Annotated in this window: 13 protein-coding genes; 12 read left to right on the top strand and 1 reads right to left on the bottom strand. The window is 64.8% G+C overall.

What is annotated here, in order from left to right; genetic code table 11:
* The first annotated feature begins 226 nt into the window (after positions 1-226).
* The 10 genes from ilvD to CXX84_RS00330 all read left to right on the top strand — a co-directional run bounded on the left by ilvD (position 227) and on the right by CXX84_RS00330 (position 15,456).
* Entirely contained in the window at positions 227-1,945 is a 1,719-nt protein-coding gene (gene ilvD / locus CXX84_RS00375; protein ID WP_102974767.1) for a dihydroxy-acid dehydratase, read from the top strand.
* A gap of 383 nt (positions 1,946-2,328) precedes the next feature.
* Positions 2,329-4,236, top strand: a complete 1,908-nt coding sequence (locus tag CXX84_RS00370) for an acetolactate synthase large subunit (protein ID WP_102974766.1) — start codon at positions 2,329-2,331, stop codon at positions 4,234-4,236.
* 2 nt (positions 4,237-4,238) lie between these two features.
* On the top strand, positions 4,239-4,751 hold the full coding sequence (ilvN, locus tag CXX84_RS00365; RefSeq protein WP_102974765.1) for an acetolactate synthase small subunit: 513 nt from the start codon (positions 4,239-4,241) through the stop codon (positions 4,749-4,751).
* A gap of 91 nt (positions 4,752-4,842) precedes the next feature.
* Entirely contained in the window at positions 4,843-5,868 is a 1,026-nt protein-coding gene (ilvC, locus tag CXX84_RS00360) for a ketol-acid reductoisomerase (RefSeq protein WP_102974764.1), read from the top strand.
* Positions 5,869-5,995: 127 nt separating this feature from the next.
* Positions 5,996-7,585, top strand: a complete 1,590-nt coding sequence (gene serA / locus CXX84_RS00355; protein ID WP_102974763.1) for a phosphoglycerate dehydrogenase — start codon at positions 5,996-5,998, stop codon at positions 7,583-7,585.
* Positions 7,586-7,799: 214 nt separating this feature from the next.
* Complete coding sequence (locus CXX84_RS00350; RefSeq protein ID WP_102974762.1) at positions 7,800-10,595, top strand: ABC transporter permease; 2,796 nt, start codon at positions 7,800-7,802, stop codon at positions 10,593-10,595.
* Positions 10,592-11,347 (top strand): ABC transporter ATP-binding protein, encoded by a 756-nt coding sequence (locus CXX84_RS00345; RefSeq protein ID WP_102974761.1) that lies wholly within the window; start codon positions 10,592-10,594, stop codon positions 11,345-11,347. The genes CXX84_RS00350 and CXX84_RS00345 overlap by 4 nt, the downstream gene beginning before the upstream one ends.
* 34 nt (positions 11,348-11,381) lie before the next feature.
* Positions 11,382-12,941, top strand: coding sequence for a methionine--tRNA ligase (gene metG / locus CXX84_RS00340; RefSeq protein WP_102974760.1), 1,560 nt, complete (start codon positions 11,382-11,384; stop codon positions 12,939-12,941).
* A gap of 244 nt (positions 12,942-13,185) precedes the next feature.
* Positions 13,186-14,238, top strand: coding sequence for a 3-isopropylmalate dehydrogenase (locus CXX84_RS00335; protein ID WP_102974759.1), 1,053 nt, complete (start codon positions 13,186-13,188; stop codon positions 14,236-14,238).
* 105 nt (positions 14,239-14,343) lie between these two features.
* Positions 14,344-15,456 carry a branched-chain amino acid aminotransferase gene (locus CXX84_RS00330; protein ID WP_102974758.1) on the top strand — a complete coding sequence of 371 codons (1,113 nt, stop codon included), beginning with the start codon at positions 14,344-14,346 and terminating at the stop codon, positions 15,454-15,456.
* 78 nt (positions 15,457-15,534) lie between these two features.
* On the opposite strand, the gene CXX84_RS00325 is transcribed toward CXX84_RS00330, so the two are convergent.
* On the bottom strand, positions 15,535-16,134 hold the full coding sequence (locus tag CXX84_RS00325) for a hypothetical protein (RefSeq protein WP_189337444.1): 600 nt from the start codon (positions 16,132-16,134) through the stop codon (positions 15,535-15,537).
* Positions 16,135-16,256: 122 nt separating this feature from the next.
* Between CXX84_RS00325 and CXX84_RS00320 the strand changes: the two genes are divergently transcribed.
* Positions 16,257-17,060: an MBL fold metallo-hydrolase gene (locus tag CXX84_RS00320; RefSeq protein WP_102974756.1), complete on the top strand. Its 804-nt coding sequence runs from the start codon at positions 16,257-16,259 to the stop codon at positions 17,058-17,060.
* A gap of 42 nt (positions 17,061-17,102) precedes the next feature.
* Positions 17,103-17,879 carry a fumarylacetoacetate hydrolase family protein gene (locus CXX84_RS00315; RefSeq protein WP_102974755.1) on the top strand — a complete coding sequence of 259 codons (777 nt, stop codon included), beginning with the start codon at positions 17,103-17,105 and terminating at the stop codon, positions 17,877-17,879.
* Positions 17,880-17,921 lie beyond the last annotated feature (42 nt).

Raw genomic sequence — 17,921 nt, 5'->3', positions numbered from 1 at the left:
ACGCTACGTCCGGCGGCCTTAACTGTCCAGATTGGCGCCGGGGCGTCGTGCAGCCGTATGGGGGAGTGCCCGGCGTGAGCGGCACCACACCAAGGCCGGGCGGGGCCAGGCTTTGTCTCACTATATGAAATGAACGTCCACATATTGAGGAAAATTTTCCGCATTTTCGTCCCAAGGGTCCCCGATCTGTCCTTCCCGCCGTCGCCGGAGCCATAGACTTTCCCCTATGAGTGACACCCAGATCGCAACCGCCAACAAGCCTGACATCAAACCCCGGAGCCGGGTCGTAACCGACGGAATCCACGCTGCACCGGCACGTGGCATGTTCAGGGCGGTCGGCATGGGGGATGACGACTTCGCCAAGCCCCAGGTCGGTGTCGCAAGTTCGTGGAACGAAATTACTCCCTGCAACCTTTCCCTGAACCGGCTCGCCCAAGGCGCCAAGGAAGGCGTTCACGCGGGTGGCGGCTTCCCCATGCAGTTCGGCACCATCTCCGTCTCCGACGGCATCTCCATGGGTCACGAGGGCATGCACTTCTCCCTGGTGTCCCGCGAAGTCATTGCCGACTCGGTGGAAACCGTCATGCAGGCGGAGCGCATCGACGGGTCTGTGCTGCTGGCGGGCTGCGACAAGTCCTTGCCGGGCATGCTGATGGCGGCAGCCCGCCTGGACCTCTCCAGCGTGTTCCTCTACGCCGGCTCCATCATGCCCGGCTGGGTCAAGCTCGAGGACGGCTCCGAAAAGGAAGTCACCCTTATTGATGCCTTCGAGGCCGTGGGCGCCTGCGCCGCCGGCAAGATGAGCATGGAAGACCTGACGCGCATTGAAAAGGCAATCTGCCCGGGCGAAGGAGCCTGCGGCGGAATGTATACGGCCAACACCATGGCCTGCATCGGGGAGGCGCTCGGCATGTCCCTGCCCGGCTCCGCCGCGCCGCCCTCGGCAGACCGCCGTCGTGATGAATTCGCCCGCAAGTCCGGGGAAGCCGTGGTGAACCTGCTGCGCCTGGGCATCACCGCCCGCGACATCATGACCAAGAAGGCTTTCGAGAATGCCATCGCCGTCACCATGGCATTCGGCGGCTCCACCAATGCCGTGCTGCACCTGCTGGCCATCGCCCGCGAGGCAGAGGTCGAGCTGACCCTCGACGACTTCAACCGCATCGGCGACCGTATTCCGCACCTCGGTGACCTGAAGCCTTTCGGCCGCTATGTGATGACGGACGTCGACAAAATCGGCGGCGTGCCCGTCATCATGCGCGCACTGCTCGACGCCGGCCTGCTGCACGGCGACTGCCTCACCGTTACCGGCAAGACCGTTGCCGAAAACCTCGAGGCCATCAACCCGCCGGATCTTGACGGCAAGATCCTGCGCGCACTGGATAACCCCATCCACAAGACCGGCGGCATCACCATCCTCCACGGCTCGATGGCTCCCGAGGGCGCCGTTGTCAAGAGCGCAGGCTTCGACGCCGACGTTTTCGAAGGCACCGCCCGCGTCTTCGAGCGCGAACAGGGTGCCCTCGACGCGCTGGACAACGGCCAGATCCACGCCGGCGACGTCGTGGTCATCCGCTACGAAGGACCCAAGGGCGGCCCGGGCATGCGCGAAATGCTCGCCATCACCGGTGCCATCAAAGGTGCCGGGCTGGGCAAGGACGTCCTGCTCCTCACCGACGGGCGCTTCTCCGGCGGCACCACCGGCCTGTGCATCGGCCACGTGGCCCCGGAAGCGGTCGACGGCGGTCCCATCGCCTTCGTCAAGGACGGTGACCGGATCCGCGTGGACATCGCAGCCCGCAGCTTCGACCTCCTGGTGGACGAGGCCGAGCTCGAAGCCCGCAAGGTGGGCTGGGAGCCGCTGCCGGCCAGGTACACCAAGGGTGTGCTGGCCAAGTACGCCAAGCTGGTGCACAGCGCGTCCACAGGCGCCTACTGCGGGTGATGCCTTTCCCTTGCGTGGGGCGCTGAGCGCCCCACGCAAGGGGCCCCGCGGCATCACCCTTATTAAGCCCTTCCGGGCCAGGTGATGCGCTAAAGATTTGATCCCTTCCATAGAAAGGATCAAAAGGTGGACAATGATGTCCATATGGTGAGATCGGTGAGCGGCTCGTTGACACGTATCCCACCAGAGGGAAAACTGAACGCATGACCTTCGTTACCAGCTGCGCTGCTGCAGATGCAGTCGTCGTCCTTACCCGGCGCGTGGCACCTTAGCCCCGGTAACGAACCGTCACGCGCAAACCCCTCAAAGAGCCGCCAGGCTGAGGGGTTTTTTTATTCCCTGCACTTTCCACGCACCACAGATGATCCACAAGGAAGAGTCCGATGAGCAAAGGATCGCCGATCAGCCCCTCGCTGATGGCTACTAAGTCCGCTGGAGCCACCAAGGCTCCGGAACGCGCCGACCGGACGGCTGACCAGGCCGTCGTCGTCGCTGATCTTGCTGCCGCCTCTCCTGTCCTTGGGCCGAACACCGTTGTACCCCCAACGGTGATGACCGGCTCGCAAGCTATTGTCCGCTCGCTCGAAGAACTCGGCGTCGACGATATTTTCGGTTTGCCCGGTGGCGCAATCCTGCCCACCTATGACCCCTTGATGGCCTCCAGCATGAACCACGTGCTGGTCCGTCACGAACAGGGAGCCGGCCACGCCGCGCAAGGCTACGCCATGGTCACGGGGCGGGTGGGCGTGTGCATTGCCACCTCAGGCCCCGGTGCCACCAACCTCGTTACTGCCATCATGGATGCGCATATGGACTCCGTGCCGCTGGTGGCCATCACCGGCCAGGTGTCCAGTGGAGTCATTGGCACCGATGCCTTCCAGGAAGCCGACATCGTGGGCATCACCATGCCCATCACCAAGCACTCCTTCCTGGTGACCGACCCCAACGACATCCCGCACGTCATGGCGGAAGCTTTCCACCTGGCTTCCACCGGGCGCCCCGGCCCCGTCCTGGTGGACGTCGCCAAGGATGCCCAGGTTGGCCAGATGACCTTCTCCTGGCCGCCCAAGGTGGACCTGCCCGGCTACCGCCCGGTCACGCGCGGCCACAACAAGCAGGTGCGCGAGGCTGCCAAGCTGATCGCCGCTGCCAGCAAGCCTGTGCTGTATGTGGGCGGCGGCGTGGTGAAGGCGCATGCCTCCAAGGAACTCCTTGCCCTCGCAGAGGCCACCGGTGCTCCCGTTGTCACCACGCTGATGGCGAAGGGCGCGTTCCCGGACTCCCACCCGCAGCACATGGGCATGCCCGGCATGCACGGCACCGTTTCGGCCGTGACGGCCCTGCAGCAGTCCGATCTCCTGATTACCCTCGGCGCGCGTTTTGATGACCGCGTGACCGGTGTCCTCAAGACTTTTGCTCCCATGGCAAAGGTCATCCATGCTGACATCGACCCCGCCGAAATTTCCAAGAACCGGACCGCCGATGTGCCGATCGTGGGATCCGTCAAGGAGATCATTCCCGAGCTCACCGAAGCGGTCCGAACACAGTTCGAGGCTGCCGGAACGCCGGATCTCACCACCTGGTGGGCTTTCCTGAACAATCTCAAGGAGACCTACCCGCTGGGCTGGACGGAGCCGGATGACGGACTCAGCGCACCGCAGCGCGTCATCGAGCGTATTGGTGCGCTGACCGGACCCGAAGGCGTTTATGTTGCCGGAGTGGGCCAGCACCAGATGTGGGCTGCACAGTTCATCAAGTACGAGCGCCCGCATGCCTGGCTGAACTCGGGCGGCGCCGGCACCATGGGCTACGCGGTTCCGGCCGCCATGGGCGCCAAGGTCGGTGAGCCGGACCGCGTGGTGTGGGCAATCGACGGCGACGGCTGCTTCCAGATGACCAACCAGGAACTCGCCACCTGCGCCATCAACAACATCCCCATCAAAGTTGCCGTTATCAACAACTCCTCGCTGGGCATGGTCCGGCAGTGGCAGACCCTCTTCTACGAGGGCCGGTACTCAAACACTGACCTCAACACCGGCCATGACACTGTCCGCATCCCGGACTTCGTCAAGCTGGGGGAGGCCTACGGCTGTGCTTCGTTCCGCTGCGAACGTGACGAGGACATCGACGCCACCATCCAGAAAGCCCTGGAGATCAACGACCGCCCCGTGGTCATCGACTTCGTGGTGAGCCCCAACTCCATGGTGTGGCCGATGGTGCCCGCCGGCGTGAGCAACGACCAGATCCAGGTTGCCCGCAACATGACCCCGGAATGGGAAGAAGAGGACTGACCATGAGCCGCCACACACTGTCCGTCCTGGTTGAAGACAAGCCCGGCGTGCTGACCCGCGTCGCGAGCCTCTTCGCCCGCCGTGCCTTCAACATCAACTCCCTGGCCGTTGGCCCCACTGAAGTTTCGGGCATCTCCCGGATGACGGTCGTCGTCGACGCCGATGGCGACCTTATCGAACAGGTCACCAAGCAGCTCAACAAGCTGATCAACGTCATCAAGATTGTTGAGCTGACCTCAGAATCTTCCGTACAGCGAGACCACATCCTGGTCAAGGTACGTGCGGATGCCGCGACACGTCTGCAGGTGACCCAGGCCGCAGACCTGTTCCGTGCCGCCGTCGTCGACGTGTCCACAGACTCGTTGGTGATCGAGGCAACCGGTACACCGGAGAAGCTTGCAGCGCTGCTGTCAGTGCTCGAGCCCTTCGGCATCCGCGAAATTGTGCAGTCCGGCACCCTGGCCGTTGGACGGGGATCCCGCTCCATGAGTGACAGGGCGTTGCGCTCCGCCTAGGAAGCTGCCGGGCCCCGCCCGGCCGCAGGCAACGCCCGTAACCGCACCACAAAGACACCTATCTACAATCCACTCAAGAGGAGTTACGCAAGTGACTGAAATGTTTTACGACGACGACGCCGACCTGTCGATCATCCAGGGCCGCAAGGTAGCCATTGTTGGCTACGGCTCCCAGGGCCACGCCCACGCGCTCAACCTGCGCGACTCCGGCGTCGAGGTTGCCATCGCCCTCAAGGAGGGCTCGACGTCGATCGCCAAGGCCGAGGACGCAGGCTTCCAGGTCAAGAACGTTGCCGACGCCGCCGAATGGGCCGACGTCATCATGATCCTGGCGCCGGACCAGCACCAGCGCTCCATCTACAACGACTCCATCAAGGACAAGCTGAAGCCGGGCAAGGCCCTTGCCTTCGCCCACGGCTTCAACATCCGCTTCGGCTACATCCAGGCCCCGGAAGGCGTCGACGTCATCCTCGTCGCCCCGAAGGCCCCCGGCCACACCGTCCGCCGCGAATTCGAAGCCGGCCGCGGCATCCCGGACATCATCGCCGTGGAGCAGGACGCCACCGGTTCCGCCTGGGACCTGGCCAAGTCCTACGCCAAGGCCATCGGCGGCACCCGCGCCGGCGTCATCAAGACCACCTTCACCGAAGAGACCGAAACGGACCTCTTCGGCGAGCAGGCTGTCCTGTGCGGCGGCGTGTCACAGCTGGTCCAGTACGGCTTCGAAACCCTGACCGAAGCCGGCTACCAGCCGCAGATCGCCTACTTCGAGGTGCTCCACGAGCTCAAGCTCATTGTTGACCTCATGTGGGAAGGCGGCATTGCCAAGCAGCGCTGGAGCGTTTCAGACACCGCCGAGTACGGCGACTACGTCTCCGGTCCCCGGGTCATCACCCCCGAGGTTAAGGAAAACATGAAGGCCGTCCTGGCCGACATCCAGTCCGGCGCCTTCGCCAAGCGTTTCATCGAGGACCAGGACAACGGCGGTGCTGAGTTCAAGGAACTGCGTGCCAAGGCTGAGCAGCACCCCATCGAGGCTGTTGGCCGCGAGCTGCGCTCCCTGTTCTCCTGGCAGCAGCAGGACGTGGACTACGTAGAAGGTTCCGCGGCCCGCTAAGGCACCCTCAGGGCGCCGTTATAAAGCCGGACTGTGAGGCCGGGTTCACACTTAACAATGTGAGCCCGGCCTTTCCGTCGGCCTAGACTTGTTTTCATTCCCCGGACTGCAACGCAGAGGATCAGCCGTGTCAAAACCCGTAGTACTGCTCGCCGAAGAACTTTCCCCCGCCACCGTCGAGGCCCTGGGCCCGGACTTTGAAATCCGCCAGACCGACGGCGCCGACCGTTCCCAGCTGCTTTCCGCCATCAGCGACGTTGACGCAATCCTGGTCCGCTCGGCAACACAGGTGGACGCCGAGGCGATCGCCGCTGCGAAGAACCTCAAGGTCATCGCCCGCGCGGGAGTCGGCCTGGACAACGTGGACATCAAGGCGGCCACGCAGGCCGGCGTCATGGTGGTCAACGCGCCCACCTCCAATATCGTTTCGGCAGCTGAACTCACAGTGGGCCACATCCTCAGCCTGGCACGCCACATCCCGCAGGCAAGCGCAGCCCTGAAGGACGGGGAGTGGAAGCGCTCCAAGTACACGGGCATCGAGCTCTTCGAAAAGAAGATCGGCATCATCGGCCTCGGGCGGATCGGAGCCCTGGTGGCAGCCCGGCTGAAGGGCTTTGACACCAAAATCCTCGCTTACGATCCCTACATCACCTCCGCACGGGCAGCGCAGCTCGGAGTGCAGCTGGTGACTCTGGACGAGCTCCTTGCCCAGGCCGACTTCATTACCATCCACATGCCCAAGACGCCCGAGACGGTGGGCATGCTCGGCGCGGACGCCTTCAGGAAGATGAAGCGCACCGCCTACGTCGTGAACGTGGCGCGCGGCGGACTCGTGGACGAGGAAGCCCTTTTCACTGCCCTGCAGGACGGTGAGATCGCCGGTGCCGGCGTCGACGTTTTCGCCAAGGAGCCCAGCACGGACCTGCCGTTCTTCAAGCTGGACAACGTGGTGGTCACCCCGCACCTCGGCGCCTCCACGGACGAGGCCCAGGAGAAGGCCGGGGTGTCGGTGGCGAAGTCTGTCCGCCTCGCCCTCGCCGGCGAACTCGTTCCCGATGCTGTCAACGTGGCCGGCGGCGTCATCGCCCCCGACGTCCGTCCGGGCATCCCGCTGATTGAGAAGCTGGGCCGGATCTTCACGGCGCTGACGCATGCTTCCCTGACCCAGTTCGATGTTGAAGTCGCCGGCGAGATCTCCTCCCTCGACGTCAAGGTCCTGGAACTGGCTGCGCTCAAGGGCATCTTCGCCGACGTCGTGACCGAACAGGTTTCCTACGTCAACGCCCCGGTCATCGCCGAGCAGCGGGGCATCAATGTCCGCCTGATCACCACGCCGGAAACCGAGTCCTACCGGAACGTCCTGACCCTCCGGGGCGCCCTCAGTGACGGCAGCCAGATCTCCGTGGCCGGTACCCTGACCGGACCCAAGCAAATCGAGAAGCTCGTCGGCATCAACGGATTCGAAGTCGAAATTCCCATCAGCGAGCACCTGGTGGTGGTGGCCTACACCGACCGTCCCGGCGTCATCGGAACCATCGGCCACATCCTCGGCATGAACAACATCAACATCGCCGGCATGCAGGTGGCCCGCTCCAACGAAGGCGGCCAGGTACTCGCGCTGCTCACGATCGACAGCTCCGTACCCCAGCAGGTCCTGGATGCCATCAAGGCAGGTATCGGCGCCGAGATGGTGCGTGAAGTGGACCTGGAGGACTAGCCCAGCCAGGGGGAGACACCGTACCGCCAGCCTCCCCTCGGCGAGTCCAGGGAAGGCCACGTATAATTGGCCGGTCTGCTTACAATGGCCAGGTCCTGATTCAGGACCGGGCCGGCAGGCCGGCCATTACCTTTTGCACATCCGTCCGTAATTTTCCATGTCCGCCTGGGGCGGACTCGGGTGTGCCCACGCAATCCAGGTTTCAGGGAGTTCCATGAACGCCGTCCAAAGGTTCATCAGAAGCAGGGTGCTGCTGTTGACCGCGGCCATCTTGATCGCAGCCATGTGCTTGTCGGTCCTCGTCCAAAGCCAGTCCCAGGCAGCGCTCAACCGGACGGTGGATGAAAATTCCCGGGGCCTCTACGACGTCCTGGTCCAGGCGAAGGCGCCTTCCGGTGCGCTCATGCAGCCCGAGATCGCCAACGGGACCGGCGGGATCAGCTTTGAGCAGCTCGAGGCCATCAGGAAGCTCTCAGGGACCTCTGTTGCAGCGCCCATCAGCCTTGTCTCCCGGGTGACGCAAAACCTTGAATCTCCCCGCCTTGAAGCCATGGATTTCCTCGGCTACAACGCCGGGCTCGCGGGAACCGCATCGTCAGACCAGGCTGCCGGGGCAACGCCGCCGGATAAGTGGCCGGCCGCCGAGTCGGTGCTGGCCGATGAGACCAGGAAGTACCGCCTGACTGCCAGCGCCGTCAGCTCCGACGGTGTTTCCGAACAGACTTTGTTCAAGTCCACCGCCGAGGGCACCCTGGGCAAGGCCAAGCTCGTTGAAGAGCGGGCCGCGGGCGGCAGCAGCATCCGCATCGCAGCGCCGGAGGATGAAACCGGCATCAAGTTCCCTGCCCCGGCCGGCGGGTCCGAGCACAACCTGTTCAACGTTTCCGTCTCACTGCCCCTGGCTCCCGAAGTCACGGAATCCGTGGTGGCCGTTGACCCGGCTGCCGAGCGGGCCCTGCTGGGTTCCGCCGGCGATTTCCTGTCCCCGCTGGAAAAGGCACCGCCGGCCGACGCCCGCAACGCCGGCGCCGTGGGACGGTACTTTGAAGGCCTCTTCACCAATGGCATCAGCCTTGAGGAGCTGGAAGAGGGACCCGACTTCCTCGGCGTCAAGCTCAAGTACTGGGCGCCGCTGATGACCCAGTACCAGCAGGCAAAACGGACCGGCCAGCTGACCGCCGATTCCCAGGCCATTCCGCTGATCGTTCGCTCCGGCACCTCCCTTGACCTCAAGTACAACGTCGAAATCGAAGAGATCGACGCCGCCGGAAAAGTAGTCAAGGACGTCGGAACCGTGTCCCGCTCCCTGGACAAGGACTACCTGCCGTTCGTCTCAAAGGATCCCTTCGTCCTCTCCTGGCCGGGCTCCACGGACCACTCATCTCTCCTTGGAAGCAGCGGCAACTTCAACCCGGGCCTTTACACCCCGGCCACCTGGAGCACCGACTTTGCTGCGGCGCCAAAGTACACGGACGACGAAACTGCCGCCAACGGCGCTATCGAAAAGACGGCGGTTCCCGGCGAGTGGGTTACCGTAAACCGGCTGCCTGAGAAGAGCTCCAACGGCATGCCTGTTGACCAGACACAGCGCGAACCCGTGGATGAGCGCTCCTACCGGGAGAACCTGGAAACAGGGGAGAAGTCGGCCGCCCCGCTGGCCATGGTCTATGGCACGTTCGACCCCTCCGCAGTCGCTGCCGCGGCCGGTGACGTCAACAAGCTCCCGCTGGGCGGCTACGACCCCGCGCCCTTCACCCTGGTGAAGGACGCGGCGGGCACCGAAGTTCCTGCCACTGAGCTGGAGCCTTCCCTGAGCGCATCGGGGCTCGCCAGCCAGTCCGCCGGTGCCATCACTGATTACTATGGCCTTGCCGCCGCCCGCGGCTACACCGGGAATGCCAGTGTGATCGACGCCATCCGCGTACGTGCCAAGGCGCCCGGCAGCTGGAAGCAGGCGCAGCCCGACGTCGAGAAGCTCGCCGGCGAGATCCGCGGGATGGGCCTCGAAGCCACCGTAGTGGCCGGTTCCGCCCGCGAGGACGCCAGCATCTTTGTCCCGGGCTACTCCAAGGACGACGCCGGCAAGGAATCTGCGCTGGGGACGGTCCAGCAGTCCTGGGTCCGGCAGAACGCTGCCGATGCCGTCACCGGATCCCTGTCCGGCACCAACGTCACCCTGCTCTTCCTCACACTCTGCGGCGGGGCCCTCCTGACCGGCGCCTCCACGGTGAGCTACATCCGCAAGCGCCGGAGCGAGGCGGGAACCCTTCGCGCGATGGGCTGGACCCAGGGCCGGATCCGCCGCTGGGTGCTGGAGGAGTTCGGGGTAGGCGCCGTCCTGCTGGCCGTGGCCGGAACCGTGCTGAGCCTGGTCAGCTGGAGCCTTTCCACTGCCCTCGTGTCCGCAGCGGTCCTGGTGCTGTACGCGGCAGCGGCCTTCTTCGCCGCGCAGCAGCTGCGCCACCGTGACGTGATTGACCAGGAACCCCAGCACGACGAACGGCTGATTCCGGTGGACTCGCCGCTGACCTTCGCCAACCGCCAGCTGAGCACCAACAAGTTCAACACCTTGTCCCTGGCCGTCGCCGTGGGCGTCTTCGGTGCTGCAGTGGGCGGGCTCATTGCGCTGCTCATCGACATCCCGCGGGCTGCCGGTGCCAGCGCCCTGAGCGGATTGGCCGCCGCCAGCGTTGCCTTGCCCAGCATCCTCCTGGCCCTGGCCGGAGTGGCTGTAGGACTGGTGCTCACCCTGGTTACCGGCCGGTTTGAACTTATTGCCAAGCGCCAGTACCTTGGCATCCTCGAGGCCATGGGCTGGAACCCGGACATGCTCCGCCAGGTGCGGCTGTTCGAGAACGCCCTGGTGGGAACCGTGGCCCTGCCGCTGGGTGTTCTGGGCGCCCTGGGCATCGGACTGCTGCTGGCCCCCTATGCCGCGATCTGGGCGGGCGTGGCCGGCCTGGTGGCTGTACTTTGCTGGATACCGATTGCAACGAAAGTGGTCCAATGACAAACCCGACGAATGTCCAGCGGAGCCGCAGGTCCGGCTCCGGCGAGGCCCCCCTGCAGACCCGGGCCAACACCATCGTCAAGTCCGCTGACCACGCAACGCCGCTGGAACTGAGCGACATCACCATCCGCTACGGCGGCGGCAAGGGCGGGGCCGAAGCAGTCAGCGTGGTGGAAGGGTTCGACCTGACCCTTCACGCGGGCGAGATGCACTGTGTTGCGGGCCGAAGCGGGTCAGGCAAGACCAGTATCCTGACCGTCGGCGCCGGACTGACCCTCCCGACGTCGGGACGCGTCTTCTGGGAAGGCGATTCCCTTGAGAGCATGGGCGACGACGAAATTGCCGACCGCCGTCGTGCCCTCATCGGTTACGTGGACCAGGGCGGCGCGCTGATCGACGGCATGAGCGCCCTCGAAAACGTGCTCCTGCCGGCGGTTCCGGACGGTGAAGTGGACCAGCGCCGCGACATGGCCAAGGACCTGCTTGACCTTGTGGGCCTGGGCCGGCGCATGCGGCACCGTCCTGCCCAGCTGTCCGGCGGCGAACGCCAGCGCGTGGCCATTGCCCGGGCCCTGATCCTGGGCACCCGGGTCCTGGTGGTGGACGAGCCCACCGCCAGCCTCGACCGTGCCTCCGCCAACCGCATCATCAGCATCCTGAAGGACACCACGTCGGACGGAATCGCCGTGCTGGTGGCCTCGCACGACCACGAACTGGTCCGGCTCAGCGATACCCTGACTGAACTCATCTAGCCCGTCCCTCCGCACCGAAGGTAACGTCCTCCACGTGACTGCTTCAGAGAAAACGCCGTTCTACATCACCACGGCCATCACCTATCCCAACGGCCTGCCGCACATTGGCCATGCCTACGAGTACATCGCCACTGATGCGATGGCGCGCTTCAAGCGGCTGGACGGCTTTGACGTGATGTTCCTGACCGGCACGGACGAGCACGGCATGAAGATCGCCCAGACGGCGGAGAAGGAAGGCATCACGCCCAAGGAGCTGGTGGACCGGAACGCAGAAGTCTACAAGGCGGCCCACTCCGCCCTCGGGATCACGTACGACCGCTTCATCCGGACCACGGACGAGGACCATTACGCTGCCTCCCAGGCCATCTGGAAGAAGATGGAGGCCAACGGGGACATCTACCTGTCCAAGTACGAGGGCTGGTACTCGGTCCGGGACGAGGCGTTCTATGGCGAGGACGACACCGTGGTCAAGGACGACGGCGTGCGCTACTCGAAAGAGACGGACACCGAGGTGACGTGGACGGCGGAGGAGAGCTACTTTTTCCGGCTCTCGGCCTACCAGGACAAGCTTCTCGCCCTGTATGAGGCCCACCCGGAGTTTGGCGCCCCGCAGTACCGCTTCAACGAGGTCATCAGCTTCGTGAAACGGGGGCTGGAGGACCTGTCCATCAGCCGCACCACGTTCGACTGGGGCGTTCCGGTTCCGGGTAACGACAAGCACGTCATGTACGTCTGGGTGGACGCCCTGACGAACTACCTCACCGGTGTGGGGTACCCGGACGTCGAGTCGGAAAAGTTCCGGAAGTACTGGCCCGCCGACGTCCACATCATCGGTAAGGACATCTCCAGGTTCCACGCCATCTACTGGCCCGCCTTCCTGATGAGCGCCGGGCTGGAACTGCCTAAGCGGGTGATGATCCACGGGTTCCTGAACAACAACGGCGTGAAGATGTCCAAGTCCCTGGGCAACGTGGTTGCTCCCGCGGATTTTGTGGCCCAGTACGGCCTGGACCAGGTGCGCTTCTTCTTCCTCCGCGAGGTGCCCTTTGGAGCGGACGGAAGCTACAACCACGACGCCATCGTGGGCAGGATGAACGCGGACCTGGCCAACAACTTCGGAAACCTGGCCCAGCGTTCGCTGTCCATGGTGGCCAAGAACTGCGAGGGCAAGGTGCCTGTCCCGGCCGGCTTCACCGCCGGGGACAACGCCATCCTGGCGCAGGCGGACGCCCTCCTTGAGACGGCCCGGGCAGCCTTCGAGAAGCAGGAGTTCAGCCGCGCCCTCGAAGCGATCTGGGGTGTCCTTGGCGACACCAACGCCTACTTCGCCGAGCAGGCGCCATGGGTGCTGCGGAAGACCGACGTCGAACGCATGAACACCGTGCTCTACGTGACGCTGGAAGTCCTGCGGATCGTGGCCATCCTGGCGCAGCCCGTCATGCCGAAGGCTGCCGGCGCCCTGCTGGAAACCCTGGGCCAGCCCGAAGGGGAGCCGCGGCAGTTCGCCGCGATTTCCGCGCGAATCGTTTCGGGGACCCAGCTGCCCGCACCTTCGCCGGTCTTCCCCAAGTACGAGGAGCCCGCTGAGGCCTGACCGCCAACGCCGGTTCACCTCCTGCGGGTTTTCCTCAAACCCTCGCTCACCTTTTGCGCATTCCAGATGAACGCTCTGTCGCTGCCTGCGCAGGTGGGTTAGTGACAGAGCGTCCGCCGTCCTCCTGCAGGAAGTGAGGGAGCGTCCAGCGTCCTCCTGCAGGAAATGAGGGGGCGTCTGAAGGATGTGTTCGGATGCTGAGACAGCTTGACCAGCATATGGATGCCTTGGCTACCCTGAAAGCATGAGCGCATCCTCCATCGATCTTGCAGTTATTCCCGGCGACGGCATTGGCCCCGAGGTGATTGCCGAGGCAGTCAAGGTCCTTGAGAAGGCAGTGGCTGCCGAGGGCGTCGAGCTCAAGCAGACCCACTACAAGCTCGGCGCCGAGCACTGGCTCGCTACCGGGGAGACCCTGCCGGACCACGTCCTGGCCGATCTCCGGACCCGGGATGCCATCCTGTTCGGGGCAGTAGGGGCAGCCCCGGGAGATACCCGGATCCCGTCCGGCATCATTGAGCGCGAAATGCTGTTGAAGCTCCGCTTCAGCCTGGACCACTACGTCAACCTGCGGCCCTCCCGGCTGTACGGAACAGTGGGCAGCCCGCTGGCCAATCCAGGCGTCATCGATTTCATCGTGGTCCGCGAAGGCACTGAAGGCCCCTACGTCGGCAACGGTGGCACCCTGCGCGCCGGCACTCCCCACGAGGTGGCCACCGAAGTCTCGCTGAACACCGCGCACGGGGTGGAGCGCGTGGTCCGGGATGCCTTCCGGCGCGCCAGCGCCAGGGAACGCAAGCACGTGACCCTGGTCCACAAGCACAACGTCCTGGTCTACGCCGGGCACCTCTGGAAGCGAACGGTCGAGGCCGTTGCACAGGAGTTTCCGGAGGTCACCCACGACTACCTGCACGTGGACGCGGCAACGATCTTCATGGTCACTGACCCGTCCCGCTTTGACGTGATCGTCACCGACAACCTCTTCGGCGACATCCTCACCGACCTCGCCGCTGCCATCACCGGCGGCATCGGCCTGGCGGCTTCAGGCAACATCAACATGGACCGCACAGCGCCGTCCATGTTCGAGCCGGTGCACGGCTCCGCCCCGGACATTGCCGGCCAGGGCAAGGCCGATCCCACCGCTGCCATTCTGTCCGCTGCCCTGCTCCTGGACCACCTCGGCTACACCACCGCGGCGCGCAGGATCGAAGCGGCAGTAATTGCCGACGTCGAAAAGCGCGACGGCGGTACACGCACCACCAGTGCCGTGGGCGACGCCATCGGAGCCGGGCTCTAAGCCTCGCCAGGGGTAGCAGGGCATCGGGCGTAAGCTTGTCTCGAATCACCAAATGCCGCCTTGCCGTTCAGTGCTGAACCCGGGGCGGCCGATCGTGGAGGAACCATGACCCAGACCGCCCATGGCGTCGAATTCAGCCAGCAGCCCTCGGCCAACCCGAGGTCTGCTGAAGAGCGTGCAGCCATCCTGGCAAACCCGGGATTCGGCAACCACTTCACCGACCACACCGCCATCGTGGACTACAGCGTGGACGCGGACGGCAATGGCGGCTGGCACAACGCCCGCATCGAAGCGTACGGACCAATCGTCCTTGACCCGTCCGCTGCAGTGCTGCACTACGGCCAGGAGATCTTCGAAGGGCTTAAGGCTTACCGCCACGCGGACGGCTCCATCTGGTCCTTCCGTCCGGAGGCCAATGCAGCGCGCCTGAACAAATCCGCCCGCAGGCTCGCCCTGCCTGAGCTGCCTGCCGAGTACTTCCTCGGGGCAATCCGTGAACTGGTTGCCGCCGACAAGGACTGGGTTCCCGGCGGCGACGGTGAGGCGCTGTACCTGCGGCCGTTCATGATCGCCACCGAGGCCTTCCTGGGCGTCCGCGCCGCACGCGAGGTTTCCTTCCGGGTGATTGCTTCACCGGCCGGCAACTACTTCGGCGGCGAACTGAAGCCCGTGTCCATCTGGATCTCCCGCGAGTACGCACGCGCCGGCCGCGGCGGGACCGGTGATGCCAAGTGCGGCGGCAACTACGCAGCGTCGCTGATCGCCCAGCAGGAAGCCGAAGCCAACGGCTGCAAGCAGGTCCTCTTCCTGGACCAGTTTAATGACAACGCGGTCGAGGAACTGGGCGGCATGAACGTCTTCTTCGTGATGAAGGACGGCTCCCTGGTTACCCCTGCGCTGACCGGCACCATCCTGGAAGGCATCACCCGGATGTCCGTGATCCAGGTTGCCAAGGACATGGGCCGCGAAGTCACCGAGCGGAAGATCACCCTCGATGAATGGCGCGACGGCGTTGCTTCCGGTGAGATCACGGAAGTCTTCGCCTGCGGCACGGCAGCCGTCATCACCCCGATCGGAGTTTTGAAGGACGCTACCGAGTTCATCGGCTCCGAGGACTCCAAAGCGGGGGAGACCACCATGGCCATCCGTGAGCAGCTGCTGGGCATCCAGACTGGAACCGTGCCGGACACCCACGGTTGGCTGACCCGCCTGGCCTAGCAGGCTTCAGCACCACGAATAACGACGGCGCCTGCCGGGCTTGGGCCCGGCAGGCGCCTTTCGTTATTTGCGGCGCCGTCAGCGCCGGGCGGCTTTGCGGGCGGCGTTCTTCAGCGCCTTCCTCGAGACGGGCTTCAGTGCCTTCCGTGCCGCCTCTTCCGCGATGGCCTGGTTGCGGCGGGCATCGATGATGTCATTCCACACTGCCGTCGCAAATGCGCCGCCGTCCTGGGCGTACACGTCGTAGGGATAGTCAGCGAATATTGAAGGCGTTGTGCTGCCGGCGGGCAGGTCCTGCCCCTTGGCTTTCGCGGCAGCGTCACCAACAGCCCAGGTCCGCGTCAGGTGCTTAACAAGGTTCTCCTGCAGAAAAATTTTGGCGTCACCCGCGGCGGCGGCGCGTTTCAGCAGCAGGTCCAGGTCCTGGGCCAGGAGCCCGGAAGCAGATTCCTCCACTGCTCCCGTCCCTGACCTGAGCTCCCTGGTGACGCCGTCCACCGCTTCGCTCCAGTCGGCGGTCTCACGGAACTTTTTCCACGTGGGAAACCAAACAATGCTGCCGGTCGCATGGTTGTGGATGTGCTGAAGTCCGCTGTTCTTCTCTGTTGCGGCGTGGTCGTGGCCTGCGGCATCAGCGGCGGCGAGGAGATCTGCAAGGGTAGTTGTGGTGCTGCTCATGGTGTCTGGTTCCGGCTTCCTGGAGATCGTGTGGTGTTCACTGGTGGTCAACCCGGACCGGCGGGCGTTCTATTCCGGATGGCCGCAGGTCACCGTGATCCAGCGGTCGGTGCAAGGATGGGATGGTGATTCCAGCTTCCGGTTCCGTCCTGCAGCGCAGCTCCGCCCTGACGCACTTCGTCCTGGCACCCAACCCGGGGCCGATGAGCCTGGATGGGACAAACTCCTACGTCCTGCGGGCCCCGGGCCGGCCTCATGCCGTAGTGGTGGATCCCGGCCCGCTGGATGCGGCGCATCTTCAGGCCCTCGCCGACGCCGGCCCGGTTGAACTGATCCTCATCACCCACCGTCACGCAGACCATACAGCCGGTGCCGTACGGCTGCACGAACTGACGGGGGCCCCGGTCCGGGCTGCAGACGGCGCGCACTGCCATGGCCGCGGTGTTCCTTTGCAGGACGGTGAGATCCTCGATGCGGCGGGACTTGAGATCCGGGCGGTGGCCACCCCGGGGCACACGTCGGATTCAGTCTGCTTCCACCTTCCCGCCGACGGCCCCCATGGTTCGGTCCTCACCGGCGACACCATTCTTGGCCGCGGCACCACCATGCTCGACTACCCGGACGGTACCCTGGGCGGCTACTTGACGTCGCTGGACAAGCTTGAGGCGCTCGGGCCTGCCGCCGTCCTCCCTGCCCACGGCCCGAGCCTTCCGTCCCTGGAAGAGGTTGTCCGCGCCTACCGCAGCCACCGCCTGGAGCGGTTGGAACAGGTGCGTGCCGCGCTGGCCCGCCTGGGCACGGAAGCCTCAATCGGCGACGTCGCCGGCGTCGTCTATTCCGACGTCGACCCTTCCGTGCGGCGCGCGGCCGAAACCTCCGTCGCGGCACAGGTCCACTACCTCCGGGAAGGCCCCGCACAGCGGTAGAGCTGCGCGTCCGCAGCCTGGCAAGACGGTAGGGTAGGGGCCATGCGTATTGCCAGGTTTGTCGTCGATTCTGATCCCCTCTACGGCGTTGTCGAAGGTGACACGGGCAGTGAAGAAATCACTGTCATCCATGGAGATCCCTTCTTCAACGGGGTGGAGCGCACCTCCGTCCGCCACAAGCTGGAAGACGTCCGGCTGCTGGCCCCCATCATTCCCCGCAGCAAAGTCATCGGCGTGGGCCGCAACTTTGTGGAGCATGCCCATGAACTCGGCAACGAGGTCCCTGCCCAGCCCCTGCTGTTCCTCAAGCCCAACACCGCCGTCGTCGGCCCCAACGATCCCGTGGTGCTGCCGGACTTTTCCGAGGAAGTCTCCTTCGAGGCCGAACTGTGCGTGGTGATCGGCAGGATCTGCAAAGACGTTCCGGAGGAGCGTGTGGACGACGTCATCTTCGGCTACACCTGCGGCAACGACCTCACCGCCCGGGACGTCCAGAAGACGGACCTCCAGTGGACCCGGGCCAAGGGCTTTGACACCTCGGCACCCCTGGGACCGTGGATCGAGACGGACCTGGACACCGAAGACCTGCAAATCCAGGGCCGGCTCAACGGCGAGCTTCGGCAGGATGGCAGCACCAGCCAAATGATCAGGGGAGTCCGGGAACTGGTGTCCGTCGTCTCCCAGGCCTTTACGCTCCTGCCCGGTGACGTCATCATGACCGGAACGCCGGCCGGCGTGGGCCTGGTGAACGCAGGTGACCGCTTTGAAGTGGAGATTGAGGGTATTGGACGCCTGTCCAACCCGATAGTGCGCCGCTGACGCCTGCCACCCGCCCGGACCGCCGGCGGCAGACGGTAAAGT

Source organism: Arthrobacter sp. AFG7.2 (assembly GCF_002892835.1).
Lineage (GTDB): Bacteria > Actinomycetota > Actinomycetes > Actinomycetales > Micrococcaceae > Arthrobacter.
Note: the sequence above shows the minus strand (reverse complement) of the source record. Positions and strands in the feature narration are given on the sequence as shown.

Excerpts from the sequence above, each read along its gene's own strand:
- ilvD (WP_102974767.1), top strand. The coding sequence starts at position 227 with ATGAGTGACACCCAGATCGCAACCGCCAACAAGCCTGACATCAAACCC.
- CXX84_RS00330 (WP_102974758.1), top strand. The coding sequence starts at position 14,344 with ATGACCCAGACCGCCCATGGCGTCGAATTCAGCCAGCAGCCCTCGGCC.
- CXX84_RS00315 (WP_102974755.1), top strand. The coding sequence starts at position 17,103 with ATGCGTATTGCCAGGTTTGTCGTCGATTCTGATCCCCTCTACGGCGTT.
- CXX84_RS00325 (WP_189337444.1), bottom strand. The coding sequence starts at position 16,134 with ATGAGCAGCACCACAACTACCCTTGCAGATCTCCTCGCCGCCGCTGAT.
- CXX84_RS00320 (WP_102974756.1), top strand. The coding sequence starts at position 16,257 with ATGGTGATTCCAGCTTCCGGTTCCGTCCTGCAGCGCAGCTCCGCCCTG.
- CXX84_RS00370 (WP_102974766.1), top strand. The coding sequence starts at position 2,329 with ATGAGCAAAGGATCGCCGATCAGCCCCTCGCTGATGGCTACTAAGTCC.
- ilvN (WP_102974765.1), top strand. The coding sequence starts at position 4,239 with ATGAGCCGCCACACACTGTCCGTCCTGGTTGAAGACAAGCCCGGCGTG.
- CXX84_RS00345 (WP_102974761.1), top strand. The coding sequence starts at position 10,592 with ATGACAAACCCGACGAATGTCCAGCGGAGCCGCAGGTCCGGCTCCGGC.
- CXX84_RS00350 (WP_102974762.1), top strand. The coding sequence starts at position 7,800 with ATGAACGCCGTCCAAAGGTTCATCAGAAGCAGGGTGCTGCTGTTGACC.
- CXX84_RS00335 (WP_102974759.1), top strand. The coding sequence starts at position 13,186 with ATGAGCGCATCCTCCATCGATCTTGCAGTTATTCCCGGCGACGGCATT.